At 72.7% G+C, this 24,895-nt stretch carries 25 protein-coding genes and 1 pseudogene; 8 read left to right on the plus strand and 18 right to left on the minus strand.

Going from position 1 to position 24,895, the window contains the following annotated elements; all coding sequences use genetic code 11:
• Positions 1–29: 29 nt before the first annotated feature.
• From H9L09_RS07500 to H9L09_RS07515, 4 genes and pseudogenes are all read right to left on the minus strand, one after another.
• Positions 30–1,031, minus strand: a complete 1,002-nt coding sequence (locus H9L09_RS07500; protein WP_187580030.1) for a helix-turn-helix transcriptional regulator — start codon at positions 1,029–1,031, stop codon at positions 30–32.
• Between the two features lie 231 nt (positions 1,032–1,262).
• The gene (locus tag H9L09_RS07505) at positions 1,263–1,679 is read right to left on the minus strand and encodes a DUF3151 domain-containing protein (protein ID WP_187580031.1); all 417 of its coding nucleotides are present in this window, start codon (positions 1,677–1,679) and stop codon (positions 1,263–1,265) included.
• Between the two features lie 70 nt (positions 1,680–1,749).
• A pseudogene (gene fbaA, locus H9L09_RS07510) lies at positions 1,750–2,787 on the minus strand (class II fructose-bisphosphate aldolase); the annotation flags it as partial.
• A gap of 78 nt (positions 2,788–2,865) precedes the next feature.
• Entirely contained in the window at positions 2,866–4,134 is a 1,269-nt protein-coding gene (locus tag H9L09_RS07515) for a PTS transporter subunit EIIC (RefSeq protein ID WP_187580033.1), read from the minus strand.
• A gap of 81 nt (positions 4,135–4,215) precedes the next feature.
• Here H9L09_RS07515 and H9L09_RS07520 point away from each other — a divergent pair, with 81 nt between their 5' ends.
• Together H9L09_RS07520 and H9L09_RS07525 are read left to right on the plus strand one after the other, a co-directional pair.
• Positions 4,216–4,446 (plus strand): PTS sugar transporter subunit IIB, encoded by a 231-nt coding sequence (locus tag H9L09_RS07520; RefSeq protein WP_187580034.1) that lies wholly within the window; start codon positions 4,216–4,218, stop codon positions 4,444–4,446.
• Complete coding sequence (locus H9L09_RS07525) at positions 4,446–4,898, plus strand: PTS sugar transporter subunit IIA (RefSeq protein ID WP_223164250.1); 453 nt, start codon at positions 4,446–4,448, stop codon at positions 4,896–4,898. The genes H9L09_RS07520 and H9L09_RS07525 overlap by 1 nt, the downstream gene beginning before the upstream one ends.
• 45 nt (positions 4,899–4,943) lie before the next feature.
• Here the strand turns inward: H9L09_RS07525 and H9L09_RS07530 are convergent, their stop codons facing one another.
• Entirely contained in the window at positions 4,944–5,582 is a 639-nt protein-coding gene (locus tag H9L09_RS07530) for a TrmH family RNA methyltransferase (protein WP_187580737.1), read from the minus strand.
• Positions 5,583–5,740: 158 nt separating this feature from the next.
• Between H9L09_RS07530 and H9L09_RS07535 the strand changes: the two genes are divergently transcribed.
• Together H9L09_RS07535 and H9L09_RS07540 are read left to right on the plus strand one after the other, a co-directional pair.
• Positions 5,741–6,409 (plus strand): DedA family protein, encoded by a 669-nt coding sequence (locus tag H9L09_RS07535; RefSeq protein WP_246456343.1) that lies wholly within the window; start codon positions 5,741–5,743, stop codon positions 6,407–6,409.
• A 42-nt stretch (positions 6,410–6,451) separates the two neighbouring features.
• Positions 6,452–7,558, plus strand: a complete 1,107-nt coding sequence (locus H9L09_RS07540) for an FUSC family protein (RefSeq protein ID WP_187580035.1) — start codon at positions 6,452–6,454, stop codon at positions 7,556–7,558.
• 579 nt (positions 7,559–8,137) lie between these two features.
• Here the strand turns inward: H9L09_RS07540 and H9L09_RS07545 are convergent.
• Positions 8,138–8,548 (minus strand): potassium channel family protein, encoded by a 411-nt coding sequence (locus H9L09_RS07545; protein ID WP_187580036.1) that lies wholly within the window; start codon positions 8,546–8,548, stop codon positions 8,138–8,140.
• Positions 8,549–8,821: 273 nt separating this feature from the next.
• Here H9L09_RS07545 and H9L09_RS07550 point away from each other — a divergent pair, with 273 nt between their 5' ends.
• A complete protein-coding gene (locus H9L09_RS07550; protein ID WP_246456344.1) occupies positions 8,822–9,484 on the plus strand; it encodes a DedA family protein in 663 nt (220 codons plus the stop codon).
• A gap of 70 nt (positions 9,485–9,554) precedes the next feature.
• Here H9L09_RS07550 and H9L09_RS07555 read toward each other — a convergent pair whose 3' ends face one another.
• From H9L09_RS07555 to H9L09_RS07565, 3 genes are read right to left on the minus strand one after another with little or no spacing between them, the layout of a single operon-like run.
• Positions 9,555–10,190 (minus strand): maleylpyruvate isomerase N-terminal domain-containing protein, encoded by a 636-nt coding sequence (locus H9L09_RS07555; RefSeq protein WP_187580037.1) that lies wholly within the window; start codon positions 10,188–10,190, stop codon positions 9,555–9,557.
• Positions 10,187–10,726, minus strand: coding sequence for an orotate phosphoribosyltransferase (gene pyrE, locus H9L09_RS07560; protein ID WP_187580038.1), 540 nt, complete (start codon positions 10,724–10,726; stop codon positions 10,187–10,189). Before pyrE ends, H9L09_RS07555 begins: the two co-directional genes overlap by 4 nt.
• A gap of 23 nt (positions 10,727–10,749) precedes the next feature.
• Entirely contained in the window at positions 10,750–11,454 is a 705-nt protein-coding gene (locus H9L09_RS07565; protein WP_187580039.1) for a class E sortase, read from the minus strand.
• Between the two features lie 58 nt (positions 11,455–11,512).
• Between H9L09_RS07565 and H9L09_RS07570 the strand changes: the two genes are divergently transcribed.
• Together H9L09_RS07570 and H9L09_RS07575 are read left to right on the plus strand one after the other, a co-directional pair.
• Entirely contained in the window at positions 11,513–12,688 is a 1,176-nt protein-coding gene (locus tag H9L09_RS07570) for a pyridoxal phosphate-dependent aminotransferase (protein WP_187580040.1), read from the plus strand.
• Positions 12,689–12,801: 113 nt separating this feature from the next.
• Positions 12,802–13,842, plus strand: a complete 1,041-nt coding sequence (locus tag H9L09_RS07575) for a PP2C family protein-serine/threonine phosphatase (RefSeq protein ID WP_187580041.1) — start codon at positions 12,802–12,804, stop codon at positions 13,840–13,842.
• Positions 13,843–13,854: 12 nt separating this feature from the next.
• On the opposite strand, the gene H9L09_RS07580 is transcribed toward H9L09_RS07575, so the two are convergent.
• Genes H9L09_RS07580 through H9L09_RS07590 form a run of 3 tightly spaced genes read right to left on the minus strand, consistent with a single transcriptional unit; the run spans position 13,855 to position 15,799 of the window.
• Positions 13,855–14,259: an arsenate reductase ArsC gene (locus H9L09_RS07580; RefSeq protein ID WP_187580042.1), complete on the minus strand. Its 405-nt coding sequence runs from the start codon at positions 14,257–14,259 to the stop codon at positions 13,855–13,857.
• Positions 14,256–15,416 (minus strand): ACR3 family arsenite efflux transporter, encoded by a 1,161-nt coding sequence (gene arsB / locus H9L09_RS07585; RefSeq protein ID WP_187580043.1) that lies wholly within the window; start codon positions 15,414–15,416, stop codon positions 14,256–14,258. The genes H9L09_RS07580 and arsB overlap by 4 nt, the downstream gene beginning before the upstream one ends.
• A complete protein-coding gene (locus H9L09_RS07590; RefSeq protein WP_246456345.1) occupies positions 15,413–15,799 on the minus strand; it encodes an ArsR/SmtB family transcription factor in 387 nt (128 codons plus the stop codon). Before H9L09_RS07590 ends, arsB begins: the two co-directional genes overlap by 4 nt.
• A 98-nt stretch (positions 15,800–15,897) precedes the next feature.
• On the opposite strand from H9L09_RS07590, the gene H9L09_RS07595 reads away from it, so the two are divergent.
• Complete coding sequence (locus tag H9L09_RS07595) at positions 15,898–16,401, plus strand: ArsI/CadI family heavy metal resistance metalloenzyme (protein WP_187580044.1); 504 nt, start codon at positions 15,898–15,900, stop codon at positions 16,399–16,401.
• Positions 16,402–16,461: 60 nt separating this feature from the next.
• Here the strand turns inward: H9L09_RS07595 and H9L09_RS07600 are convergent, their stop codons facing one another.
• From H9L09_RS07600 to dnaK, 6 genes are all read right to left on the minus strand, one after another.
• A complete protein-coding gene (locus H9L09_RS07600) occupies positions 16,462–17,826 on the minus strand; it encodes a hypothetical protein (protein ID WP_187580045.1) in 1,365 nt (454 codons plus the stop codon).
• A gap of 55 nt (positions 17,827–17,881) precedes the next feature.
• Positions 17,882–20,479: an ATP-dependent chaperone ClpB gene (gene clpB / locus H9L09_RS07605; RefSeq protein ID WP_187580046.1), complete on the minus strand. Its 2,598-nt coding sequence runs from the start codon at positions 20,477–20,479 to the stop codon at positions 17,882–17,884.
• A gap of 145 nt (positions 20,480–20,624) precedes the next feature.
• Positions 20,625–21,056 (minus strand): heat shock protein transcriptional repressor HspR, encoded by a 432-nt coding sequence (locus tag H9L09_RS07610; RefSeq protein WP_187580047.1) that lies wholly within the window; start codon positions 21,054–21,056, stop codon positions 20,625–20,627.
• Positions 21,053–22,237 carry a molecular chaperone DnaJ gene (gene dnaJ / locus H9L09_RS07615; RefSeq protein WP_187580048.1) on the minus strand — a complete coding sequence of 395 codons (1,185 nt, stop codon included), beginning with the start codon at positions 22,235–22,237 and terminating at the stop codon, positions 21,053–21,055. The genes H9L09_RS07610 and dnaJ overlap by 4 nt, the downstream gene beginning before the upstream one ends.
• Positions 22,238–22,313: 76 nt before the next feature.
• Positions 22,314–22,970 carry a nucleotide exchange factor GrpE gene (gene grpE / locus H9L09_RS07620; protein WP_187580049.1) on the minus strand — a complete coding sequence of 219 codons (657 nt, stop codon included), beginning with the start codon at positions 22,968–22,970 and terminating at the stop codon, positions 22,314–22,316.
• Positions 22,967–24,820: a molecular chaperone DnaK gene (gene dnaK / locus H9L09_RS07625; RefSeq protein WP_187580050.1), complete on the minus strand. Its 1,854-nt coding sequence runs from the start codon at positions 24,818–24,820 to the stop codon at positions 22,967–22,969. The genes grpE and dnaK overlap by 4 nt, the downstream gene beginning before the upstream one ends.
• Positions 24,821–24,895 lie beyond the last annotated feature (75 nt).

Consider the following 24,895-nt stretch of genomic DNA (forward strand, 5'->3'; position numbering starts at 1 on the left):
CCAGGCCCCGGCCCCGGGGCGTCGACGGCTCAGAGCCAGCCGCGGCGGACCGCCTCCACGCCGGCCTGGAACCGTGACGCCGCCCCCAGCTCGTCCATCACCTCGGCGATCCGGCGCCGCACCGTGCGCAGGCTCAGCCCCAGGGTCCGGGCGATCTGCTCGTCCTTGGCTCCCCGGGTGAGCTGGTCGAGCAGCAGTCGCTGGGCGCTCGAGGCCTTGGTGTCGATCTGGTCGCCGATGCCGGGCACCACCAGCGCCATGTCCCAGAGGCTCTCGAAGAACATCGTCAGGGCCTGCACCAGCGCGGGCTGCTCGATGACCAGGACCAGGTCGTCGGGCTGGTCGAAGCGCCGCGGGAGCATCGCCGCGGAGTCACCGATCACCGCGAGCCGTCCCGGCAGGTCCGCCAGCACCCGGACGTGCTCGCCGTGGTCGGCGCGGCGGCGCACGATGTCCGGCGCCTCCTCGAGCACCCGGGCGGGGTAGATCACCCGCGAGCGTCGCCCCTCCGAGAGCAGGTCCTCGACCCAGCGGTCCGCCAGCGGGCCGTCGGCGAACCGCCACTGGTCGGGCCGCAGCCAGAGCAGGTCCCCGCCGGTCGAGGCCGCCAGGCTGCGCAGCGTCACCAGGACCTCGCCGGCCGGGATGGTCCGGAGCCGCTCGTCGACGCGGCGCGGCTCCTGGGCGGCGCGGTACTCCGCCTCGAGCGTGGGGATCAGCCGGCGCAGCGTCTCCAGCTGGTCGCGGGCCCGCTCGAGGCGGCGGGTCTCGTCGCCGATCACCCGGTGCAGGGCCGCTCCGGGGGCCGCGGCGACGACGGTGCCGTCCCGGACGTCGACCAGGCCGACCGCGCTCAGCCGGACCAGCACCTCGGCGGCCTCGTCCTCCGACAGGTCGAGCAGGGCGGGGACGTCGGCGACGTCCAGCGGAGCGTCGCGCAGCAGCACCCGGTAGGCCTGCTCGTCGAACACCGTGAACCCGGGGGTGGTGAGCACGTCAGCGGCCTGCAGGGGAACCGGCGGAGTGGTCATTGTGGCAGCATAGTGCCAGTGGCAACAAGCGGCCAGGCCACTTCCCGACACTCCTGACAGTCTTCTGTACAGGCCGCCCGGGAACCTGTCGGGGGACACGAAGGTTTCCCGGGTCAGGCCGACCATCGAAGCGCCGGAATCGCAGCAGGGGACGATTCCGGCGCTTCGCTGCGTCTGCGGGGTCCGGGACCGGCCCGCACGCGCCGGCGGGTCAGCCCCGCCCGGCGCGGCTCAGCCGAGGAGCGCGTCGGCGGCCTCGGCGCTGCTGTCGCGCAGGAAGTCCCGGCAGCGCTGCTCCTCCGGGGTCTCGCCGATCCGGCCGGCAGCGGTGGCCAGGGCGGCCAGCGCGCGCAGGAAGCCGCGGTTCGGCTCGTGCTCCCACGGCACCGGCCCGTGGCCCTTCCAGCCGTTGCGGCGCAGCTGGTCCAGGCTGCGGTGGTAGCCGACCCGGGCGTAGGCGTACGCGGTCACGTCGTCGGTGGCGTCGTCGGCGAGCGCCGCCTCGGCCAGGGTGGCCCAGGCCTGCGGCGACTCCGGGTGACGACGTACGACGTCCGCGGCTGCGGCGCCGTCGGCGAGCTCGGCGGCGGCGGGGTCCTCGGGGAGGTACGTCGGGGGCGGGCCGGCCATCAGGTCCTGGAAGGTCATGGCGCCCATTGTGCGCCCTGCCGGCGGGCCCGGCGCCGGACGGCCCCGGGCCCCACCGACCGACGGCGGCTCAGGCGCCCAGCGAGGTGCCGGTGGACCGGAGGTTCTCGCAGGCCACCGCGACCCGGGCGGCCATCCCGGCCTCGCCGGCCTTGCCCCAGGCGCGCGGGTCGTAGCTCTTCTTGTTGCCGACCTCGCCGTCGATCTTCAGGACGCCGTCGTAGTGGCTGAACATGTGCCCCGCGATCGGCCGGGTGAAGGCGTACTGGGTGTCGGTGTCGACGTTCATCTTGATGACGCCGTAGTCGACGGCCGCCGCGATCTCCTCCGCCAGCGAGCCGGAGCCGCCGTGGAAGACCAGGTCGAACGGCTTCGAGCCGGCCTCAAGGCCGAGCTTGGCGACGACCGCGTCCTGGGCCTGCTTGAGGATCTCGGGGCGGAGCTTGACGTTGCCGGGCTTGTAGACGCCGTGCACGTTGCCGAAGGTCAGCGCGGTCAGGTAGCGGCCGTTCTCGCCGGTGCCCAGCGCCTCCACGGTGGCCAGCGCGTCCTCGGCGGTGCTGTAGAGCTTGTCGCCCGCGCCGCCCTCGACGCCGTCCTCCTCGCCGCCGACCACGCCGACCTCGATCTCCAGGACGATGTGCGCCGACGCGGCCTTGGCCAGCAGCTCCTCGGCGATCTTCAGGTTCTCCTCGAGCGGCACCGCCGAGCCGTCCCACATGTGCGACTGGAACAGCGGGTGCTGGCCGTTCTTGACCCGCTCGATCGAGAGGTCGAGCAGCGGCCGGACGAACCCGTCGAGCTTGTCCTTGGGGCAGTGGTCGGTGTGCAGGGCGACGTTCACCGGGTAGTTCTTCGCCACCTCCGCCGCGTAGGTCGCGAAGGCCACCGAGCCGGTCACCATGTTCTTGATGCTGGGGCCGGAGAGGTAGTCCGCGCCGCCGGTGGAGACCTGGATGATCCCGTCGCTGCCGGCGTCCGCGAAGCCCTTCAGGGCGGCGTTGAGCGTCTGGGACGAGCTGACGTTGATGGCCGGGTAGGCGAAGGACTCGCTCTTGGCCTTGTCGAGCATCTGCGCGTAGATCTCGGGCGTCGCGATGGGCATGTCAGTCTCCTGTGTCGTCCGACTCGTCGTGCTGCGGCCAGTCTCACTCTAGGACGTCGACGACCTCTCCCGCCAAGATGCTCAGCGGCTGGCCTCGGACTCGTCGCGGGACCGCTCCCGGCCCGGGGTGCGCAGGTCGAGGCGGCGGATGGCCACCCGGAACAGCAGGTAGTAGAGGGCGGCGTACCCCAGCCCGACCGGGATCAGCAGCAGCGGTCGGGTGGCCGCGGTGAAGTTCAGGGCGTAGTCGATGGCGCCGGCGGAGAACGCGAAGCCGTCCTTGATGCCGAGCGCGTTCACCAGCGCCAGCGCGGTCCCGGTGAGCACCGCGTGCAGCACGAACAGCGGCCAGGCGACGAACATGAACGCGAACTCGAGCGGCTCGGTGATCCCGGTGAGGAAGGAGGTCAGCGCCCCGGAGAGCATCACGCCCTTGACCAGCCGGCGCCGCGCGGGGGCCGCCTCGTGGTAGATCGCCAGCGCCGCCGCCGGCAGCGCGAACATCATGATCGGGAAGAAGCCGGTCATGTAGGCGCCGGCGCTCGGGTCGCCGCTGAGGAAGCGGGTGACGTCGCCGCGCACGACGTCGCCCCCCGCGGTCTCGTAGGAGCCGACCACGAACCAGGGCACCGAGTTGATCAGGTGGTGCAGCCCGAACGGCACCAGCATCCGGTTCGCGAAGCCGTAGACGCCGGCCCCGAGCACGTGGTTGCCGACCAGCCACTCGCCCAGGGCGGTGAGGCCGCGGTCGAAGGCCGGGTAGAGGAACGCCATCAGCACCCCGACCAGCAGCGAGGCGAGCGCGGTGATGATCGGGACGAAGCGGCGCCCGCCGAAGAACGCGAGGTACGTCGGCAGCTCGATGCGCCGGTAGCGCTCCCACAGCACCGCCGACACCAGGCCGATGACGATGCCGCCGAACACCTCGTAGTCGATGACCGACGAGGAGGCGGTCGCCGGATCCAGCACGTAGGGCGACATCGCGGTGGTGACCGCGTCGAAGGTCAGGTAGCCCACCACGGCCGCGACCGCCGTCGAGCCGTCGGAGCGACGCGCGAACCCGACCGCCACACCGACGGCGAACAGCAGCGCCAGGTTGCTGAACAGCGCCCCGCCGGCCGCCGCCAGGACGGTCGCCACCGGCTCGAGCCACGGCCAGCGGGAGGCCAGCGCCAGACCGGACTCACCGGCGCCGAGCATGTCCGGCTGTCCCAGCCGCAGCAGCAGCGCGGCGACCGGCAGCGCGGCGATGGGCAGCATCAGGCTGCGCCCCAGCCGTTGCAGCACGTCGAGCCCGGGCCGGTCGCGCGCGCCGGCACCGGCTGCCGCGACCGGCTGATCGGTCCCCATCCGCGCTCCTGTCCTCCGGGTCTCCGGCCGGTCCGCCACTCAGGCGCCGCCGACCTGGCCGTCGAGTGGTTAGATTCCACCATGAGCCAGGCCGAGCAGATCCTCGCCGGGCTGGGTGGCCGGGCCAACATCGTAGAGATCGAGGCCTGCATCACCCGGCTCCGCAGTGCCCTGCACGACGCCGCCCTGGTGGACGAGTCGCTGCTCCGCTCCGCAGGGGCGCACGGCATCATGCGCTCGGGCAAGGTGGTCCAGGTGGTCCTCGGCCCCGAGGCCGACACGGTCGCCAGCGCGATCGAAGACCTGCTCTGATGGTGGACGTCCTCTCCCCGGTGGCCGGCCAACGGCAGGCGGTCAGCGAGATGCCGGACCCGGTGTTCGCCACCGGGCTGGTCGGGCCGGGCGCCGCGATCGTGCCGCTGCCGGGCCGGCAGTCGGCGGTCTCACCGATCGACGGCACGCTGAGCAAGGTCTTCCCGCACGCCTACCTGGTGGTCAGCGACCGCGGCCCGGCCGTGCTGGTGCACCTCGGCATCGACACCGTCCAGCTGCACGGCGACGGCTTCACCTCGCTGGCTGCCGAGCACCAGTGGGTGCACGCCGGTCAGGCGATCGTGTCCTGGGACCCGGCCGAGGTCGAGCGCACCGGACGGTCCGCGATGTGCGCCGTGGTGGTGCTGGACTGCCCCTACCCGGCGGTGCCCCTGCAGGAGTGGGGCGAGCACGTCGAGGCGTCCGAGCCGCTGTTCTCCATCGAGTGCTGAGCGGTCCCGGCCGCTCTCCGCGGTCGGCGGCCGAGCGGGACCGGCTCAGCCCCGCCAGGAGTGGTCGCCGTCGAGGTCGGCGTGCTGACGGACCCAGGTGTGCATCGCGATCGCCGCGGCCGCGGAGGCGTTGATCGACCGGGTGGAGCCGAACTGCGCGATCGAGAACGTCCCGTCGCACACCTCGTGCGCCGCCGGCGACAGGCCCGGACCCTCCTGGCCGAAGAGCAGGCAGACCGCCCGCGGCAGCTCCAGCGACTCGATCGGCCGCGACCCGGGCAGGTTGTCCACGCCGAGCAGGACGACCCCCTGCGCGTGCAGGTAGCCGGCCAGCTCCTCGACGCCGGCGTGGTGGCGCACGTGCTGGTAGCGGTCGGTCACCATCGCCCCGCGCCGGTTCCACCTCCGGTTGCCGACGATGTGCACCTCGCGGGCCAGGAACGCGTTGGCGGTCCGGACGATGGTGCCGATGTTGAAGTCGTGCTGCCAGTTCTCGATCGCGACGTGGAAGTCGTGGCGGCGGGCGTCGAGGTCGGCGACGATCGCCGCCATCGTCCAGTAGCGGTACCGGTCGACCACGTTCCTCCGGTCGCCCTCGGCGAGCAGCTGCGCGTCGTACTTTTCGCCCCGGGGCCACTCCCCCTCCCACGGCCCGACGCCGACCTCGGCGGGACCGTGCGGCATCGGGTCGTACGGCGCGCGCCGCCCGGGCTCCGCGGCGTCGTCCGGCTCTTCGTCCACGGCGACGATGCTAGGCGCCGGGGCCGGGCGCCGCTCACCTCGACGTGCCGCCCCGGGCGGCGCTGCCGATGTGCAGCCGCCCCCCGGTTAGGGTTCTCGACGTGACCGCCCTCCAGGCCCTCGACCCCTCGATGCTGCTCCTCGGCCTGAACTGGATGGACCCCGAGTGGCTCCTGGAGCAGTTCGGCTCGCAGATGTTCTGGGTCGCGGTCGGGATCGTCTTCATCGAGTGCGGCCTGCTGTTCCCGATCCTGCCCGGCGACTCGCTGCTGTTCAGCGTCGGCCTGTTCGTGCACCGGTCCGAGAGCGGCGAGGCCGGCATCCCGATGAACATCGTGGTGGCGTGCGCGGTGCTCAGCGCCGCCGCGTTCCTCGGCAACGTGGTCGGCTACGAGATCGGCCGCGCGATCGGTGAGCCGCTCGCCCAGCGCGACGGCCGGTTCCTCAAGAGGAAGTACTTCGAGCAGACCCACGACTTCTTCGAGCGGTACGGCGCCCGGGCGCTCGTCCTGGGCCGGTTCGTGCCGGTGGTCCGCACCTTCATCACGGTCACCGCCGGGATCGGCCGGATGGAGCGCCGGCACTTCTTCACCTGGTCGCTCGTGGGCGCGGTCCTGTGGGCCACCGGGATCACCCTGCTCGGATACTTCCTCGGCGGCATCGACTTCCTGCAGCACAACATCGAGGGCGCGGTGCTGGTGATCGTCGCGGTCTCGGTGCTGCCGATGGTGCTCGAGTGGTGGCGCCACCGCCGCGCCGCCACCCACTGAGCAGACCCGGCAGCCCGGTCGGCGTTCTGCGAGCCTGTGACCGTGGACGTCACCACCACCCCCCTCGACCGGGCGCTCGAGCGCGGCCGGTCCTCAGCCCGGCAACGGCTCGCCCGGCTGCGGCAGAACACCTGGCACATCGTGCAGTGCGCGCTCGCCGCCGCGGCGGCGTACTTCGTGGCCTCGGAGGTCCTGGGGCACGCCACCCCGTTCTTCGCCCCGATCGCGGCGGTGGTCAGCCTCGGCACCTCCTACGGGCAGCGGTTGCGCCGGGTCGCGGAGGTGACGCTCGGCGTGGCCATCGGGGTCTTCGTCGCCGACCTCTTCGTCACGGTGGCCGGGTCGGGCGCCTGGCAGCTGGCGCTGGTCGTCGCGATCGCGATGTCGACGGCGTTCCTGCTCGACGCCAGCCGGCTGTTCGTCACCCAGGCGGCGGTCCAGTCGATCGTGGTGACGACGCTGGTGCCGGACCCGGGCGCCGGCTTCACCCGCTGGACCGACGCGCTGGTCGGCGGCGCCGTGGCCCTGGTGGCCGCGACCATGGTGCCGCGGGCGCCGCTGCGCCGACCGCGCGAGCAGGCCGCCGTCGTCGTACGCAAGACCGCCCAGCTGCTGCGCAGCGCCTCCGAGGTGATGGTCGACGGTGACGTGGAGCGGGCGCTGGTGCTGCTCGCCGACGCCCGGAGCACCGAGTCGCTGGTGCGCGAGCTCCAGGACGCCGCCGACGAGGGACTCTCCGTGGTCGCGTCCTCACCGTTCCGGGTGCGGCACCGGGAGCCGCTGCGGCGGATGGCCGAGCTGGTGGAGCCTCTCGACCTCGCGCTGCGCAACACCCGGGTGCTGGTACGTCGGGCCGCCGTCGCCGCCCACCGGCAGGAGCCGGTCCCGCCCGGCTACGTGGTGGTCTGCGCCGAGCTCGCCGACGCCGCCGACGCCGTGGCGACCGAGCTCGAGGCGGACCGGATGCCGATCGCGGCGCAGCCCGCGCTGCTGGCGGTCGCCGCCGGCACCGGCCGGCTCGAGCGCAGCCCCGACCTGTCCGCGGAGTCGATCCTGGCGCAGATGCGCTCGGTGGTCGCCGACCTGCTGCGGATCACCGGGATGGGCGTGCTCGAGTCCTCCGACGCGCTGCCGCCCGCGCCGCACTGAGCCCCACCCCACCCCACACCCCGCCGAGTCGGCGCATCTGCAGCCCTCCACCCCGCCGAGTCGGCGCATCCGCAGCCCTGCACCCCGCCGAGTCGGCGCAACCGCAGCCCTGCACCCCGCCGAGTCGGCGCATCCGCAGCCTTCCACCCCGCCGAGTCGGCGCATCCGCAGCGCGTCCGGGCGACCAGCTGTGATGTCGAGCTCTGACTCACCGCTCGGCAGCCGCATCGAAGGGGCCCACACCATCGGCCGCGACTGCGGCATCGCGGGAAGCAGGAGGCGCCACCCGTGGCCAGGCGCGGTCTCGTGCCTTCAGGACTCGCAGCAACCAGCGCGCAGGGTGCCCTGTTGTTGCCGCAAACCCTGCTCGGGAGCAGCAACGAGCGCGCAATGTGCGCTGACGTTGCTCGCCGAGGTCACCCCGTCACCGCCGACCGAATCGGCGTCCGTCAGGCTGCAAACGCGCCGACTCGGCAGGCCCTGAGGCTGCAGACGCGCCGACTCGGCAGGTCCCGGCGCTGCAGACGCGCCGACTCGGCAGGTCCTGGCGCTGCAGATGCGCGACTCGGCGGGTGGGGGTCAGCTGTCGTCGCGGCGGCCCAGCCGGGACTCGAGCTCGGCCATCCGGTCCGAGAGCAGCCTCAGCTGGGCCAGGATCTCCTCGTCGGCCCGACGCTCGCCCGCCTCGAACGGGTCCGTGTCCTCCTTCACGAACAGCGAGGCCAGGGCCGCACTCACCCAGGCCAGGAGCACGAAGCCGGAGAGCATCAACGCGACGGAGACCAGCGCACCGGCCACCGTCTCCGGCTGCTCGCCGATGAAGCCGACCGTGGTCATCAGCGAGGTGGCCCACCACAACCCTTTCCAGAACGAGCCGACCGTGCCGGTCTCCAGCGACGCTACGGCGCCGGCGCTCAGCCCGATGAGCGCCAGGGCCACCACGAGCATCGGTCCGAGCCAGGACCTGCGGATCCGGGGCAGCTGCGGCATGGCGCTCTCCTCTCGATGGTCCAGCGTGCCACCGCGGCCGGTCCGGCGGCCATGACCCAACCGGCCCCGGTCCGGCAGGGTCCGGAACGGTCGGGCAGGGTCCGCCCGGTCCGGCCAGGGTCCGGCACGGTCCGGCAGGGTCCGTCCGGTCCGGCCAGGGTTCGCCCGGTTCGGGGCAGGGACCGCCGGGGCCGGCGGCCATGACCCAACCGGCCCCGGTCCGGCAGGGTCCACCCGGTCGGGCAAGCAGCCTCGAGCCACTAGGGTTCTGCTGTGACGAGCCTGACGCCCCTGCTGCTGGGCCTGGACTGGCTGGACCCGGAGAAGATCCTCGACCAGTTCGGCGACTACGCGTTGTGGGGCGCGGCCGCGATCATCTTCGCCGAGTGCGGGTTGCTGATCGGCTTCTTCCTACCCGGCGACTCGCTGCTCTTCACGGTGGGGCTGCTGCTCGCCGAGGACCAGATCTCCTACCCGCTGTGGCTGTGCTGCGCGGTGCTCGCCGTCGCAGCGGTCGCCGGCAACGCCTGCGGCTACGGCATCGGGGTGCAGGCGGGGCCGCGGGTCTTCAACCGGGAGGACTCCCGGATCTTCAAGCAGGCCTACGTCGACAAGTCCCGGAACTTCTTCGAGAAGTACGGCAGCCGGGCGATCGTGCTGGCCCGATTCGTGCCGGTGGTGCGCACCTTCATCACGGTCATCGCCGGCGTCGGGTCGATGAGCTTCCAGCGGTTCATCACCTACTCCGCGATCGGCGGGACGCTGTGGGCCGTCGGGGTGACGCTGCTCGGCTACTACCTGGGCTCGATCCCGTTCGTGAAGCACAACGTCGAGGTCATGCTGCTCGCCTTCGTGCTCGTGGCCGTCGTCCCGGTGGCCGTCGAGGTGCTGCGCGAGCGCGCCGCCGCCAAGCTGGCAGAGCTCACCGACGACTGACCGGGCAGGTCCGCCGCATCCACCGGGACGCTGGCCGGACCCCGGGCCTCGGGTCGAGGAAGCAGGCTGCTCAGAACACCGCCAGCGAGGCCGGCGCCCGCTCCGAGCGGGTGAGCGCCCGCAGCACCGCCGGCTGCCCGTGCCGACGCACCGCCAGCGTGGTGAGCAGCGTCAGCACCGGACGCACCACCGCGCGCGGGAACTCCGGCGTCGGCACGTCGAGGCTGACCGCGAGGTCGTCGCTGTGCACGACCACCTCGAGCATCCGGGTGAGCAGGAAGTCGTCCATCGACAGCGACCACTCCCACCACGGCATCCGGACGGTCGGCGGGGTGTCGCCGGACCACGCGCGCAGCGAGGCCAGGGAGCGCTGGAGGCGCTCGACGACGGCGTCACGGCCCTCCTCGGCGGTGTGCTCCGCGCCTTCGCGGATGTTCACGTTGGCCTCGTCGTCGAGAGCCGCCGTCACCCACTTCGAGCGCTGGTAGTGCTCCAGCACCGGCAGCGGGGTCTCCCGGGAGGCGGCCGAGGGAGCGGCGAGGGCGGCGTGCGCCGAGACGACCTGACCCGCCAGGTGCGTGGCCAGCGCGCCGACGCTCATCCGCGGCAGCGCGCTGGGCTCGGTCCAGCGCTTGGCCACCAGCTCGTGCTCGACCAGCGGCAACGCCACGTCGGCGGCCTCGACGAAGATCTCGCGACGGCTCACAGCCCGAGGTCCTCCGCGTCGAAGGCCCAGCGGTACTCGCAGCCGGCCTCCTTGACCGCCTCCCGGGCCCCGGTGTCCCGGTCGAGGATCACGGCGACGCCGACCACCTCGGCGCCGGCCTCGCGCAGCGCCTCGACCGCGGTCAGCACCGATCCGCCGGTGGTGGAGGTGTCGTCGACGGCCAGCACCCGCTTGCCCGCGACGTCGGGGCCCTCGATGCGGCGCTGCAGGCCGTGGGCCTTGCCGACCTTGCGGACCACGAACGCGTCGAGCTCACGGCCCCGCGCGGCGGCCGCGTGCACCATGGCCACCGCGACCGGGTCGGCGCCCAGCGTGAGACCGCCCACGGCGTCGTACTGCCAGTCCTCGGTCAGGTCGAGCATCACCGTCCCCACGTGCGGCGCCGCCTGGCCGTCGAGGGTGATCCGGCGCAGGTCGACGTAGTAGTCGGCCTCCTTGCCGGAGGAGAGGGTGACCTTGCCGTGCACCACGGCCTTGCGGGTGATCTGGTCCAGCAGGACGTCGCGCGCGCTCATGCGACCACCCTAGGCGGCTGCGTTCACTTGGCGCGCGTGGACACCAGATGGCCGAAGGCGATCATCCGGTTGTCGGTGTGGAACAGCTCGGAGCAGGTCGTGAGCGTGATCAGCCGGGGCTGGTCGGGAGGTCGTACGCCGTCCGGGTCGGGGTTCTGCGGACGGGGGTCGACCACCCAGGTGTCGCGGAAGGCCACCACGAGGTCGCGGGGGTCGGTGTCGAGCTCGTAGGTGAAGACCGCGTCGCGGGTCTCCACCAGCACCTCGTCACCGGGGCGCAGCGAGGGCATGTCGCGCAGCGGCTCCCCGTGGGTGACCCGGTGCGCCGCCAGCGCGAAGTTGCCCTTCTCCCCCGGGCCGGCGGCGTCCTCGAAGTGTCCGAAGCCGCGGGCCAGCACGTCGTCCTCGACGCCCTGGAAGACCGGCATCACGTAGCCGTCGCCGAAGCGCGGGATCCGGATCAGCGCGAGCGCGTCGCCCAGCCGGACCGGCTCCGCCGTACCGCCGCTCGTCCCGTCCCGCGAACCGTTGCCGGCGTCGACCGCCTGCCCGACGGTCGGCTCGCGCCAGTCGCGCTGGAGGCGCTCGACGGCGTCGCGCTGCCGCCGCTCACTGACGATGTTGGTGCCGAAGAACTGCCAGCCGACGTAGCCGAGCATCGCCAGCCCGGCGACGACGAGGCCCGTGCCGACCCAGAACGCGACCCCCCGACGTCTGCTCGCAGCCATGTCCCGATTGTCGCCTACGTCCGGAGCGAGCCGCAGCCGACCACCTAGAGTCGGGGACATGCCGGTTCCCAGCACCCGCACCGCCCAGCGCCTCCGCGGGATTCCCCCGACGATCTTCGCGGAGATGTCCGCGCTCGCGGTCCGGACCGGGGCGCTCAACCTGGGGCAGGGCTTCCCCGACGTGGACGGACCGCCGGAGGTGGTGGCCCGCGCGGTGGAGGCGCTGCGGAACGGCCGCAACCAGTACGCGCCCGGCCAGGGGACGCCGGAGCTGCGCGCCGCCGTCGCCGCCCACCAGCAGCGGCACTACGGCATCGAGCTCGACCCGGACACCGAGGTCGTGGTCACCGCCGGCGCGACCGAGGGCATCGCCGCCGCGATCCTGGCCCTGGTGAACCCCGGCGACGAGGTGGTGGTGCTCGAGCCGTTCTACGACTCCTACGTCGCCACCATCGCGATGGCCGGAGGGGTACGCCGGCCGGTGACCCTGCGGGCACCCCACTTCCGGCTCGACGCCGAGGAGCTCCGGGCGGCGGTCACCGACCGGACCACGGTGATCCTGCTGAACACCCCGCACAACCCGACCGGCTCAGTGCTCACGCCCGAGGAGCTGGCGGCGGTCGCGCGGGTGGCCGTGGAGCACGACCTGGTCGTGGTCACCGACGAGGTCTACGAGCACCTGGTCTTCGACGGTCGCCGGCACGTGCCGCTGTGCACGCTGCCCGGGATGGCCGAGCGCACGGTGAGCCTGTCCAGCGCCGGCAAGACGTTCTCGTTCACCGGCTGGAAGGTGGGCTGGGCCACCGGTCCGGCCGACCTCGTGGCCAGCGTCAGCGCCGCCAAGCAGTGGCTGACCTTCACCAACGCCGCGCCGTTGCAGCCCGCGGTCGCCTGGGCGCTGGAGCACGAGTCCGGCTTCTACGCCTCGCTCGCGGCTGACCTGCAGAAGAAGCGCGACCTGCTCTGCGCCGGGCTCGGCGAGCTCGACCTGGACGTGTACCTGCCCGAGTCGACCTATTTCGTCACCACCGACGTGCGCCGCTACGGTCATCGCGACGCGCGGGCGTTCTGCCTGGCGCTGCCCGAGCGGGCCGGCGTGGTGGCAATCCCCGCCCAGGCGTTCTACGACGACCAGGAGGAGGGCCGGCACAAGGTCCGCTGGGCGTTCTGCAAGGAGCGCTCGGTGGTCGAGGAAGGGGTACGCCGGCTGCGGGCCGCCGACCTGCACGCCTGAGCAGGCTCGGCCGCGGCCGGCAGAGCCTGAGCGTTGCCCGGGAAGCCCACGCCGGGCCCGGACCGGAGGTTAGGGTCGATCCGGCGGGGGCTTGACGAGGCTAGGAGTCGCGCATGGCCACGCGAGGCTGGTCGCGGCTCTCCGACCTGACCGCTCCGCTGGTCGTGCTCGCCGTGATCGTCACGGTCGACGTGGTCCTCGGCCCCGACGTGGTGATCAGCGGCGCCTACGCGATCGCCGCCGTTCTCGCCGGCGCGATCACCACGGTGCGCCGCACCGCTGTCGTCGCAGGGCTCTCGATCGCACTCTCGGCGGTGTCCGGCCTCTGGAACCAGAACTTCACGACCCTCGACTTCGAGATCAGGCTGCTTCTGACGCTCACGCTCAGCGCGCTGGCGATCGTGTCGGCGACCATCCGGACCAGGCGCGAGCGGGCGCTGCGGCACATGACGGTGATCGCGGAGACCGCCCAGCGCGCACTGCTGCGGGGCATGCCCGAGGCCGTCGGCTCGGTGGGTTTCGCGGCGCGCTACGTCTCGGCCACCCAGGAGGCGCTGGTGGGTGGCGACCTCTACGAGGTGGCCGCCAGCCCGTTCGGGGTCCGCGTCGTGGTGGGCGATGTCCGCGGCAAGGGTCTGGACGCCGTGCTGATGGCCGGCACCGTCCTCGGTGGCTTCCGCCGGTCGGCGTTCAGCCGGCCGACGCTGACCGCAGTCGCCCGCGACATGGACGAGGTCGTGCGGGCCGTCGCGGGCGAGGAGGACTTCGTCACCGCCGTGCTCGCGGAGTTTCACGAGGACCACACCGTGACCCTGGTGAACTGCGGACACCACCCGCCGCTGCTCGTCACCACGACGCGGGACGGCATCCTGGTCGACACCGGCGAGCCGGAGCCGCCGCTCGGCCTGGCCCCGAGGCCGGCGGCCGTCACGTGGCCGTGGCCCGAAGGCTCCCGGATCCTGCTCTACACCGACGGGCTGGTCGAGGCCCGCAATGGCCGTGGGGCCTTCTTCCCTCTCGTCGACCACGCGGCGGCCCTGCAGAAGGGTAGCCTCCACGAGGCGCTCGACGGGCTGCTGCGCCAGGTGATCGACCACGCGGGCCGCCGGGTCAACGACGACCTCGCCCTGGTGCTCGTCGAGCACCGGGCCTGACGCCGGGGCGGCTCAGCCGCCCGTCAGCTCCTCGAGCAGCGCCCGCACCCGGCGGTCGATGTCGTCGCGGATCTCCCGCACCTCCGCGGCGCCCCTGCCGGCCGGATCGGTCAGCACCCAGTCCTCGTAGCGCTTGCCGGGGAAGATCGGGCAGGCGTCGCCGCAGCCCATCGTGATGACCACGTCGGAGGCTGCGACGTCCTCGGTCGCCAGCTTCGTGGGGAACCGGCGGGAGACGTCGAGGCCGAGCTCCGCCATCACCTCGACGACCGCCGGGTTCACCCGGTCGGACGGTTCGGAGCCGGCGGAGCGAACGTGCACCCGCCCCTGCGCATGGTGCTCGAGCAGGGCAGCGGCCATCTGGGAGCGGCCGGCGTTGTGCACGCAGACGAAGAGAACCTCGGGGACCGTGCTCACGGGGATGTCCTTCCGGGTCGGGGGTGCGAGGAACCCGCCCGCTCGACGGGGGGAGGTGGGCCGGGAGTCACCCGGACCCCCTGCTGCGGGAAGAAGCGCCGGGCCCAGAGCGCGACGTACACCAGCCCGACGAGGACCGGCACCTCGATCAGCGGGCCGACGACCCCGGCGAGTGCCTGACCGCTGGTCACGCCGAACACCCCGATCGCCACGGCGATCGCGAGCTCGAAGTTGTTGCCGGCCGCGGTGAAGGCCAGCGTCGTGGACCGCTCGTAGCTCATCCGCAGCCGGTGCCCGAGGGCGAAGGAGCCCGTCCACATCAGGGCGAAGTAGGCGAGCAGCGGGAGCGCGATCCGGGCGACGTCGAGGGGCCTGCTGGTGATGGTGTCGCCCTGCAGGGCGAACAGGATCACCACGGTGAACAGCAGGCCGTACAAGGCGGCCGGACCGATGCGGGGCAGCAGCCGGGTCTCGTACCACTCACGGCCACGGGCACGCTCCCCGATCGTCCGGGTGAGGTAGCCCGCGACCAGCGGAACGCCCAGGAAGACCAGCACGTTGAGCGCGATCTCGCCCACCGACACCTCGAGCGCGGCGCCGTCCAGGCCGAGCCAGCCGGGGAGCAGCTCGAGGTAGAACCAGCCCAGCGCGGCGAAGGCGACGATCTGGAAGACCGCGTTGAGGGCCACCAGGATCGCGGCCGCCTCCCGGTCGCCGCAGGCCAGGTCGTTCCAGATCAGCACCATCGCGATGCAGCGGGCCAGGCCGACGATGATCAGCCCGGTGCGGTACTCCGGCAGGTCGGGCAGCAGCAGCCAGGCCAGCGCGAACATCAGCGCCGGGCCGACCAGCCAGTTCAGGATCACCGAGCTGACCAGCAGCCGCCGGTCGGCGGTGACGTGGCCGAGCTCGTCATAGCGGACCTTGGCCAGCACCGGGTACATCATCACCAGCAGGCCGAGCGCGATCGGCAGCGAGATCGAGCCGACCTCGACCGCGGAGAGGGCGTCGTCGAGCCCCGGCAGCAGCCGGCCCAGCACGAGACCCGCCAGCATCGCAGCGCCGATCCACAGCGGCAGGAACCGGTCCAGAGTGGAGAGCCGCCGCAGGACCGGCGCCTCCTTGGCGTGGGCGTACTCGTGGACGGTGTCGCTCATCGCAGCTGCTCCGCGGCGGGGACACCGGGGGCGTTGAACAGGGTCGACATCGCTGCCATCGCCTCCGGACGGGCCTGGTAGTAGACCCACACGCCGCGCTTCTCCCGGTCGAGCAGCCCGGCCTCGTGCAGCACCTTCAGATGGTGGCTGATGGTCGGCTGGGACAGGTCGAAGGCCGGCGTCAGGTCGCACACGCAGGCCTCACCTCCGGCGTGCGAGAGCACCATCGACATGAGTCTCAGCCGCACCGGGTCGGCGAGCGCCTTGAGCAGTGGGGCCACCCGGGCGGCCTGCTCCTCGCTCAGCGGCTCCCGTGAGAGCGGGGTGCAGCAGGCGAGCGGGTCCTCGGTCAGCAGCGGCAGCGACGTACGAGAGTTCGACACATATCTATGTTGACACTCATCTATATGCGTGGCAATCTCAGAGATAGATGACTATCGATGTCTCGCGGGACCATCCCGCGACCAGAAAGGAAGCAGCCATGTCACGCGTCCAGCTCGCCCTCCGGGTCCCCGACCTCGAGGCCGCCGTCGGGTTCTACTCCCGGCTCTTCGACACCGCTCCTGCCAAGCGGCGCCCCGGCTACGCCAACTTCGCGATCACCGAGCCGCCCCTGAAGCTGGTGCTGCTCGAGGGGACCGCCGGCGAGCAGACCCGGATGGACCACCTCGGGGTCGAGGTCGAGAGCACCGACCTGGTCGGCGCCGCCACCCACCGGCTTGCCGAGGCCGGCCTGATCACGCGCACTGAGGCGAGCACCACCTGCTGCTACGCCGTGCAGGACAAGGTCTGGGTGACCGGCCCGGGCGAGGAGCCCTGGGAGGTCTACACCGTCCTGCAGGACGCGCAGCCCGAGCTCGAGGGCCTCACCGCCCAGGAGCTCTCGGGGGTCGGCGGCGACGGGACCTGCTGCACCACGAGCGCGACGGCAGAGAGCGAGCGTCCGACGGCGACGTCCACACCCACCGCGCCCGCCTGCTGCTGAGCGGCGACACCCCGCAGTGCCGGCCGGGTCAGTCGGGTCAGTCGGGTCAGCCGGGACGGCTCACCAGACGGGCGGCTTGCCCTGCGGACGCTGCGGACCGCCCTGCGGCTGCTGCTCCGGCGCGGGCGGCTGCTGCCCGTACGGCGGCTGCGGCTGCTGCCCGTACGGCGGCTGCGGCTGCTGCCCGTACGGCTGCGGCTGCTGTCCGGGGGTCGGGGAGGCCGGCGGCGGAGGGTACGGCGGGCCGGAGGTGCCGCCCCCGGCGAACCAGGCGTTCGACGCCCGCCCGAGCAGCAGCCAGACGGTCGCGGCGGCGAGCGCGGTGACGACCAGGCCGACCGGGAACGCGACCAGCCCGAGCAGCCCGGAGGCGACCGCGGAGACCACCAGCAGCAGACGGGCCCAGCCGACCCGGCGGAAGGTCAGGAAGGCCAGCGCCATCGCGGCGAGGCACCAGAAGAGGATCAGCGCGCTGAGCACCCACAGGGCGGCGAGCACGTCCTGGGTGTTCAGGTCCATCCGGGCGACTTCGGGGTTCTGCTCGATGACGTCGACGACGGTGTCCTTGGCGAGCACCAGCCCGGCCACGACCACGGCGAACAGGAGCGCGGTCAGGCCGGCGGCGACGAAGGTCAGCACGGTGGCGGCGACCACGCTGCCCGGGCGGCCGGTCGCGGTCGGTGCGGACGACGTGGCACCAGCGGGGCTCGGACGGGCGCCCGGCGGCGGCCAGCCGGACGGCGACGTCACCGGCGCGGACTGCTCCTCGGGCCGCTGACCGAAGGGCTGGGCGGCCGGCGGCGGCTGCCGCACCTCGGGCGAGGACTCCTCCCCCGACCGGGACACCGGCCGGGCCTGGACCGGCGGCCACTGGTCGGCCGGCACCGGCGGCCGGGGCGGCGGCCAGGCGTCGGCGGACGGCTGGCGACCGTGGTCGGACCCGTCCGCAGCGCCGTCCTCTGACCGGGACCCGGTCGCGGCGTCCAACGGCTGTGGGGCGCGGCCGGCGAACCAGTCCCGCGCGGGGCGACCCCACAGCAACGTGGCGGCGAACGCCACGAGCAGCGCGAGCGCACCGCCGGTGACCGGCGAGGTCAGCAGCAGCAGCCCGGCGGCGACCGAGAACCCGATCCGGGCGGCGCGGTGGCGCTGGAAGACGTAGACGGCCAGCACCGCGGCGGTCGCGGCGAGCGCCCCGTCGAGGAAGACCAGTGCCCGCAGCACCGAGGCCACGGCGTCGGCGTCGAGGCCGAGGCCGCTGCCCGGCTCGCGGGCGAGGAAGTCATCGATCGCGGCGCGCATCTCGACCGAGCGGAGCCGGGTGAGGGCGTCGAACAGCGAGACGACGAGCAGCAGGCTCGCCACCAGGCCGATCCCCGCCGCCATCGTGACCTGGCGGGGACGCGGAAGGTTCGACTCAGCCATGCGGCCCATTCCACCACGCCGACCAGGCGGTGCCGGTCACGACGTCACCCCGGCGTCACCCCGACGTCGCCCCGACCGGGGTCAGCCGGAGGGTGTCGCCGGCCTCGTCGAGGTCCACCCGGACCGTGGAGCCGTCGAGCACCTGCCCGGCGAGCAGCATCCGGGCGAGCTGGTCGCCGATGGCGGTCTGCACCAGCCGGCGCAGCGGCCGGGCGCCGTACGCCGGGTCGTAGCCGGTCAGCGCGAGCCACCGGTGGGCGGCCTCCGAGACCTCGACCGTGATCCGGCGGGCGGCGAGGCGCCGGCCGAGCTCGGCGATCTGCAGGTCCACGATGTGCGTGAGCTCGTCGGGGCTGAGCGAGTCGAACATGACGATCTCGTCGAGCCGGTTCAGGAACTCCGGCTTGAACGACTGCCGCACCACGGCCATCACGGAGTCGCGCTTCTTCTCCTCGTCGATCGTCGGGTCGACGAGGAACATCGAGCCGAGGTTCGAGGTGAGGATCAGCACCACGTTGCGGAAGTCGACGGTGCGGCCCTGGCCGTCGGTCAGCCGGCCGTCGTCGAGCACCTGCAGCAGGATGTCGAAGACCTCCGGGTGCGCCTTCTCCACCTCGTCGAGGAGCACCACGCTGTACGGGCGCCGGCGGACCGCCTCGGTCAGCTGGCCGCCGTCCTCGTAGCCGACGTAGCCGGGCGGGGCGCCCACCAGCCGCGCCACGCTGTGCTTCTCGGAGTACTCGCTCATGTCGATGCGCACGATCGCCCGCTCGTCCTCGAACAGGAAGTCGGCGAGCGACTTGGCCAGCTCGGTCTTGCCGACGCCGGTCGGGCCGAGGAACAGGAACGACCCGGTCGGTCGGTTCGGGTCGGAGATGCCGGCCCGGGAGCGGCGTACGGCGTCGGAGACCGCGGCGACCGCCGCCTTCTGGCCGATCAGCCGCTCGCCGAGGACCTCCTCCATGCGCAGCAGCTTGGCGGTCTCCCCCTCGAGCAGCCGGCCGGTGGGGATGCCGGTCCAGGCCTCGACCACGTCGGCGATCTCCTCGGGCCCCACGGACTCGCGGACCATCGGGTTCTCGATCACCTCGGCGTCCTCGGCGGCACCGATCCGCTTCTCGAGCTCGGGGATCCGGCCGTAGAGGATCTCGCTGGCCTGGGCCAGGTCCCCCTCGCGCTGGTAGCGGTCGGCCTCGATGCGCAGCTGGTCGATCTGCTTGCGCAGCTCGCCGGAGCCCTCCAGCGCGGCCTTCTCGAGCTCCCACCGGGCCTCCAGCCCGCGCAGCTCCTCCTCGCGGTCGGCGAGGTCGGCCCGCAGCTTCCCCAGCCGGTCCTTGGAGGCCTCGTCGGTCTCCCGCTCGAGGGCCAGCTGCTCCATCCGCATCCGGTCCACCGCCCGGCGCAGCTCGTCGATCTCGACCGGTGAGGACTCGATCTCCATCCGCAGCCGCGACGCCGCCTCGTCGACGAGGTCGATGGCCTTGTCGGGCAGCTGCCGTCCGCTGATGTAGCGGTCGGAGAGCATCGCGGCGGCCACCAGCGCCTGGTCGGTGATCTTCACGCCGTGGTGGGCTTCGTACTTCTCCTGCAGGCCGCGCAGGATCGCCACGGTGTCCTCCACCGAGGGCTCGCCGACGAAGACCTGCTGGAAGCGCCGCTCGAGCGCGGGGTCCTTCTCGATCCGCTCGCGGTACTCGTCGAGCGTGGTCGCGCCGATCATCCGCAGCTCGCCGCGGGCCAGCATCGGCTTGAGCATGTTGCCGGCGTCCATCGAGGAGTCGCCGCCGGCGCCGGCCCCGACGACCGTGTGCAGCTCGTCGATGAAGGTGATGATCTGGCCCTCGGAGTCCTTGATCTCCTGCAGGACGGCCTTGAGCCGCTCCTCGAACTCGCCGCGGTACTTCGCGCCGGCCACCATCGCGGCGAGGTCCAGCGAGAGCACCCGGCGGCCCTTCAGCGAGTCCGGCACGTCGCCGTCGACGACCCGCTGGGCGAGCCCCTCGACGACGGCGGTCTTGCCGACGCCCGGCTCGCCGATGAGCACCGGGTTGTTCTTGGTGCGCCGGGAGAGCACCTGCACCAGCCGGCGGATCTCGGCGTCGCGGCCGATGACCGGGTCCAGCTTGCCCTCGCGGGCGGCGGCGGTCAGGTCGACGGCGTACTTCTCCAGCGCCTGGTAGGTGCCCTCGGGGTCCTGGCTGGTGACCCGCTGCGAGCCGCGGACCCCGGTGAGGGCGCCGCGGAGCGCGTCGGGGGTGGCGCCACGCTCGGTCAGGACCGTGGCGGCCGGGCTCGCGACGGTGGCGAGCGCGATCAGCAGGTGCTCGGTGGAGACGTAGTCGTCCTTCATCTCCGCGGCGATGTCGTTGGCGGTGGTCAGCGCCTGCAGGGCCGCGCGGGAGTACGACGGTGCGCCCACCGTCGCGCCCGCGGCGGCGGGGAGGCGACCCAGCTCGGCGTCGACGGCCGCCACCACCTGTGCCGGGGCGACGCCCGCGGCCTCGAGCAGCGGGCCGGTGATCGACTCGGGCTGCGCGAGCAGCGCGGCGAGCAGGTGGACCGCCTCGACCTGGGCGTGGCCGGAGGTGGCGGCCCGGGTGATGGCGTCCTGGATGGCCTGCTGGCTCCGGGTGGTGAACTTCGATGCGTCCATGTGCTGTGCCCCCTGCGGGTGACGGAAGGTCTGCTGGTCCTGCTAGTCGTGCGGGTGACGGAAGGTCTGGTCCTGCTGGTCGAGCGGGTCGTGCGGGCGGTGCGGGTCGGGGACCGCGGGGTCGGCGCGGTCGGCGTCGGGCGGGTCAGTAGCGGCCTCGGCGCCAGACCGTCACGGACTGTCCGGCCGAGGAGACCGGGACCGCCGGCAGGTTCTTGACGCCGGTGGTCCGGAGGTTGGCGCGGAGGGCGAGCTCGCTGCCGGCGAGCTCCTCCTCCAGCTCGACGACGCGGCGGCGCAACGCGTCGACCTGGTGCTCCAGCTCGAGGATCCGCTTGACGCCCTCGAGCCCGATGCCGGCGGCGGTGAGCTGCGCGACCTCGCGGAGCAGCTCGATGTCGCGCCAGGAGTAGCGTCGGCCGCCCCCGCCGGTGCGGCCGGGTCGGACCAGCCCGAGCCGGTCGTAGGAGCGGAGCGTCTGGGGGTGCAGCCCGGTGAGCTCGGCGGCCACGCTGATCACGTAGACGGGGGTGTCCGGTGACGGCTGTGCCGCGAATCCCGGCCGCTGCCGGCTCATCGGCCCGCTCCCTCCGCGAACAGGTTGGCCCGCAGGTCGCCGGCGCCGACGGTGTCACGGTAGGCCTCCACCGCCGCCCGCGCCTCCGGCGACAGCGCCGCGGGCACCTGCACCTCGACGGTGACCAGCAGGTCACCGGTGCGCTGGACTCCGCGCGCGTCCTTGCCGGGCACGCCCTTGCCGCGCACCCGGAAGGTGCGCCCGCTCGGTGTCCCCGGCGGGATCCGCACCGTCACCGGAGCCTCACCCAGCGTCGGGACCTTGACCTCGGCTCCGAGGGCCGCCTCGTGGAAGGCGATCGGCACGGTCAGGGTGAGGTTGTCGCCCTTGCGCTTGAACAGCCGGTGCGGGCTGACGTGCACGGTGACGATCAGGTCCCCGGCCGGGCCGCCGCGCTCGCCGCTGGCGCCCTTGCCGCGGAGCCGGATCCGCTGGCCGTCCTTCACGCCGGCGGGGATCCGCGCCGAGACGGTCCGGTTCGACAGTCCGCGCCCGGAGCCGTGGCAGGTGGGGCACGGGTCGTCCACCACGAGCCCGCGACCACCGCAGGTGCGGCAGGTCTCGTTCATGGTGAACGCGCCACCGACCGAGGCTGCCCGCATGCCGACGCCCTCGCAGTCGGGGCAGACCCGCGGCATCGTGCCCGACCGGGCGCCGGTGCCGGAGCAGTCCGGGCAGGGGGCGTCGGAGGAGAGCCGCAGCGAGACGGTCACCCCGTCGATGGAGTCGACGAAGCCGATCGTGGCCTCGGCCTCCAGGTCGGCACCGCGGCGGGGGGTCGCGGTCCTCGTGGTGCGGGCTCCGCCGCCACCGCCGAACATGGTGCCGAACAGGTCGCCGAAGCCGCCTCCCGAGGTGCCGGCGCCGAACAGGTCGTTGACGTCGAACGTGGTGCCGCCCGTCGTCCCGCCGCGGCCCGGTGCCCCGAAGGGACCGAACCCGCCGGCGAAGGCGTCGCGCATCTCGTCGTACTTCTTGCGCTTCTCGGTGTCCCCGATGACGTCGTAGGCCTCGGCGACCGCCTTGAACCGGTCCTCGGCGGCCTTGTCGCCCGGGTGCGAGTCCGGGTGGTTGGCACGAGCGAGCTTGCGGTAGGCCTTCTTGATGTCGTCGGCCGACGCGTCCTTGCTGACACCGAGGACCTTGTAGAAGTCCTTGGTGGCCCAGTCCGAGCTCGTCATGTGCCCTCCTCCCGTGGGTGTCGGTGGCCGTGCTCACCCCGCCGGTGGCGGCGGGGCGGGCACGGCCCGGTCGTGATCAGTCGCCGGCCGGCTCGGGGTCGACGACGGTGACCCGCGCAGGGCGGACGACCCGCTCGCCGATCTGGTAGCCGGCCGAGACGACGTCGCGGCAGGTCGTGGTGGTGACCTCGGCCGAGTGCGCGTGCATCAGTGCCTCGTGGAACCGCGGGTCGAACTCGTCCCCGGGGGCGCCGAACTTGGTCAGCCCCTGGGCCGCGACGATCCGCTCCAGCGACTCCGCCACCGCCTTGAAGCCGCCCTCGAGCTCGCCGTGCTCGCGCGCCCGGTCGACGTCGTCGAGGACCGGCAGCAGCGCCGCGAGCACCGAGAAGCGGGCGTTCTCCAGCACCAGCTCGCGGTCGCGGTCGACCCGGCGCTTGTAGTTGACGTACTCCGCCTGCAGACGCTGCAGGTCCTCGGTCAGTGCCGCGACCCGGGACTGGGCGCCGGCCAGGTCGGCCAGCAGGTCGGTCGAGGACTCCTCGGCGACGTCTCCCGGGCTGTCCGGCGACCCGGCGTGACCGGCCAGCTCCTCCTCGGCGTACCCGGCGGCCCCGGGGGCCGCAGCCTCCTGCGGCTCCCGGGTCGCCGCCGCGGCGTCGGCCGCCGCCCCGTCGGGGCGGTCGGCCGGCGTCGTCGCGTCGGACGTGGACGTGGTGTGGTCGTGGGTCACTTGGTGCCACCCTCGCCGGCGTCGCCCGGCTCCTCGTCGATGATCTCGGCGTCGACGACGTCCTCGTCGGCGTCACCGGTGCCGGAGGTGCCGCCCGCGGCGGCCGCGTCGGCCTCACCGGCGGCGTACATCGCGGCCCCCATCTTCTGGCTGGACTGGTTGAGCTTGTCCAGTGCCGCCGAGATCGCCGAGACGTCCTCGCCCTCGAGCGCCGACTTCAGCGCGTCCACGTCGCCCTGGACCTCGGTCCGGACGTCCTCGGGGATCTTGTCGCCGTTCTCGGAGAGGAACTTCTCGGTGGAGTAGACGACCCCGTCGGCCTGGTTGCGGGTCTCCACGGCCTCCTTGCGCAGCCGGTCCTCCTCGGCGTACTGCTCGGCGTCCTTGACCATCTTGTCGATGTCGTCCTTGGACAGCGCCGAGCCACCGGTGATCGTCATCGACTGCTCGCGGCCGGTGCCCCGGTCCTTGGCGGAGACGTGCACGATGCCGTTGGCGTCGATGTCGAAGGTGACCTCGATCTGCGGGACGCCGCGCGGGGCCGGCGGCAGGCCGGTCAGCTCGAAGTTGCCGAGGGGCTGGTTCTGCGCCGCCATCTGGCGCTCGCCCTGGTAGACCTGGATCATCACCGACGGCTGGTTGTCGTCGGCGGTGGTGAAGACCTCGGAGCGCTTGGTCGGGATCGTGGTGTTGCGATCGATCAGCCGCGTCATCACGCCGCCCTTGGTCTCGATGCCCAGGCTCAGCGGGGTCACGTCGAGCAGCAGGACGTCCTTGACCTCACCCTTGAGCACGCCGGCCTGGAGGGCGGCGCCCACCGCGACGACCTCGTCGGGGTTGACGCCCTTGTTGGGCTCCTTGCCGTTGGTGAGCTCCTTGACGACCTCGGCCACGGCCGGCATCCGGGTGGACCCGCCGACCAGGATGACGTGGTCGATCTTGGAGACGTCGATCCCCGCGTCCTTGATGACCTGCTTGAACGGCGACTTGGTGCGGTCGAGCAGGTCCTGGGTCATCCGCTGGAACTCGCTGCGGCTGACCTTCTCCTCGAAGTGCAGCGGGCCGGACTCCGAGTGGGTGATGTAGGGCAGGTGGATCGTGGTCTCGCTCGAGGAGGACAGCTCGATCTTGGCCTTCTCGGCCGCCTCCTGGAGGCGCTGTCGCGCGATCTTGTCCGCACCGAGGTCGACACCGTTGTTGTCCTTGAACTTCTTGACCATCCACTCGACGAGGCGGCTGTCCCAGTCGTCACCGCCGAGGTGGTTGTCACCGGAGGTCGCCTTGACCTCGACGACGCCGTCACCGATCTCGAGCAGCGACACGTCGAAGGTGCCGCCGCCGAGGTCGAAGACGAGGATGGTCTGGTCGGTCTCCTTGTCCAGGCCGTAGGCGAGGGCCGCCGCGGTCGGCTCGTTGACGATCCGGCTCACCGTCAGCCCGGCGATCTCGCCGGCCTCCTTGGTGGCCTGCCGCTGGGCGTCGGAGAAGTACGCCGGCACCGTGATGACGGCGTCGGTCACGGTCTCGCCGAGGTAGGCCTCGGCGTCCCGCTTGAGCTTCTGCAGCACGAACGCGGAGATCTGCTGGGAGGTGAACGACTTGTCGTCGATCTGGGTCTTCCAGTCGGTGCCCATGTGCCGCTTGACCGACCGGATGGTGCGGTCGACGTTGGTCACGGCCTGGCGCTTGGCGACCTCTCCGACGAGCACCTCGCCGTTCTTGGCGAAGGCGACGACGGACGGCGTCGTACGAGCACCCTCCGCGTTGGCGATGACGGTGGGTTCTCCACCCTCCAGGACGGCGACGACGGAGTTCGTCGTGCCCAGATCGATTCCGACGGCGCGAGCCATGTGTGACCTCCATAGTGCGACCCCCGCGGGGGTCGCGGGGCGATGTGTGCGTTCTCGGTTCGGGGGCGGCGATCA

Origin of the sequence: Nocardioides mesophilus, assembly GCF_014395785.1 — a bacterium.
Lineage (GTDB): Bacteria > Actinomycetota > Actinomycetes > Propionibacteriales > Nocardioidaceae > Nocardioides_B > Nocardioides_B mesophilus.

Bases quoted from the DNA above. Each gene is read 5' to 3' on its own strand.
- H9L09_RS07500 (WP_187580030.1), bottom strand. From the start codon at position 1,031: ATGACCACTCCGCCGGTTCCCCTGCAGGCCGCTGACGTGCTCACCACC.
- H9L09_RS07505 (WP_187580031.1), bottom strand. From the start codon at position 1,679: ATGACCTTCCAGGACCTGATGGCCGGCCCGCCCCCGACGTACCTCCCC.
- H9L09_RS07515 (WP_187580033.1), bottom strand. From the start codon at position 4,134: ATGGGGACCGATCAGCCGGTCGCGGCAGCCGGTGCCGGCGCGCGCGAC.
- H9L09_RS07520 (WP_187580034.1), top strand. From the start codon at position 4,216: ATGAGCCAGGCCGAGCAGATCCTCGCCGGGCTGGGTGGCCGGGCCAAC.
- H9L09_RS07525 (WP_223164250.1), top strand. From the start codon at position 4,446: ATGGTGGACGTCCTCTCCCCGGTGGCCGGCCAACGGCAGGCGGTCAGC.
- H9L09_RS07530 (WP_187580737.1), bottom strand. From the start codon at position 5,582: ATGCCGCACGGTCCCGCCGAGGTCGGCGTCGGGCCGTGGGAGGGGGAG.
- H9L09_RS07545 (WP_187580036.1), bottom strand. From the start codon at position 8,548: ATGCCGCAGCTGCCCCGGATCCGCAGGTCCTGGCTCGGACCGATGCTC.
- pyrE (WP_187580038.1), bottom strand. From the start codon at position 10,726: ATGAGCGCGCGCGACGTCCTGCTGGACCAGATCACCCGCAAGGCCGTG.
- H9L09_RS07565 (WP_187580039.1), bottom strand. From the start codon at position 11,454: ATGGCTGCGAGCAGACGTCGGGGGGTCGCGTTCTGGGTCGGCACGGGC.
- H9L09_RS07570 (WP_187580040.1), top strand. From the start codon at position 11,513: ATGCCGGTTCCCAGCACCCGCACCGCCCAGCGCCTCCGCGGGATTCCC.
- H9L09_RS07575 (WP_187580041.1), top strand. From the start codon at position 12,802: ATGGCCACGCGAGGCTGGTCGCGGCTCTCCGACCTGACCGCTCCGCTG.
- arsB (WP_187580043.1), bottom strand. From the start codon at position 15,416: ATGAGCGACACCGTCCACGAGTACGCCCACGCCAAGGAGGCGCCGGTC.
- H9L09_RS07595 (WP_187580044.1), top strand. From the start codon at position 15,898: ATGTCACGCGTCCAGCTCGCCCTCCGGGTCCCCGACCTCGAGGCCGCC.
- H9L09_RS07600 (WP_187580045.1), bottom strand. From the start codon at position 17,826: ATGGCTGAGTCGAACCTTCCGCGTCCCCGCCAGGTCACGATGGCGGCG.
- clpB (WP_187580046.1), bottom strand. From the start codon at position 20,479: ATGGACGCATCGAAGTTCACCACCCGGAGCCAGCAGGCCATCCAGGAC.
- H9L09_RS07610 (WP_187580047.1), bottom strand. From the start codon at position 21,056: ATGAGCCGGCAGCGGCCGGGATTCGCGGCACAGCCGTCACCGGACACC.
- dnaJ (WP_187580048.1), bottom strand. From the start codon at position 22,237: ATGACGAGCTCGGACTGGGCCACCAAGGACTTCTACAAGGTCCTCGGT.
- dnaK (WP_187580050.1), bottom strand. From the start codon at position 24,820: ATGGCTCGCGCCGTCGGAATCGATCTGGGCACGACGAACTCCGTCGTC.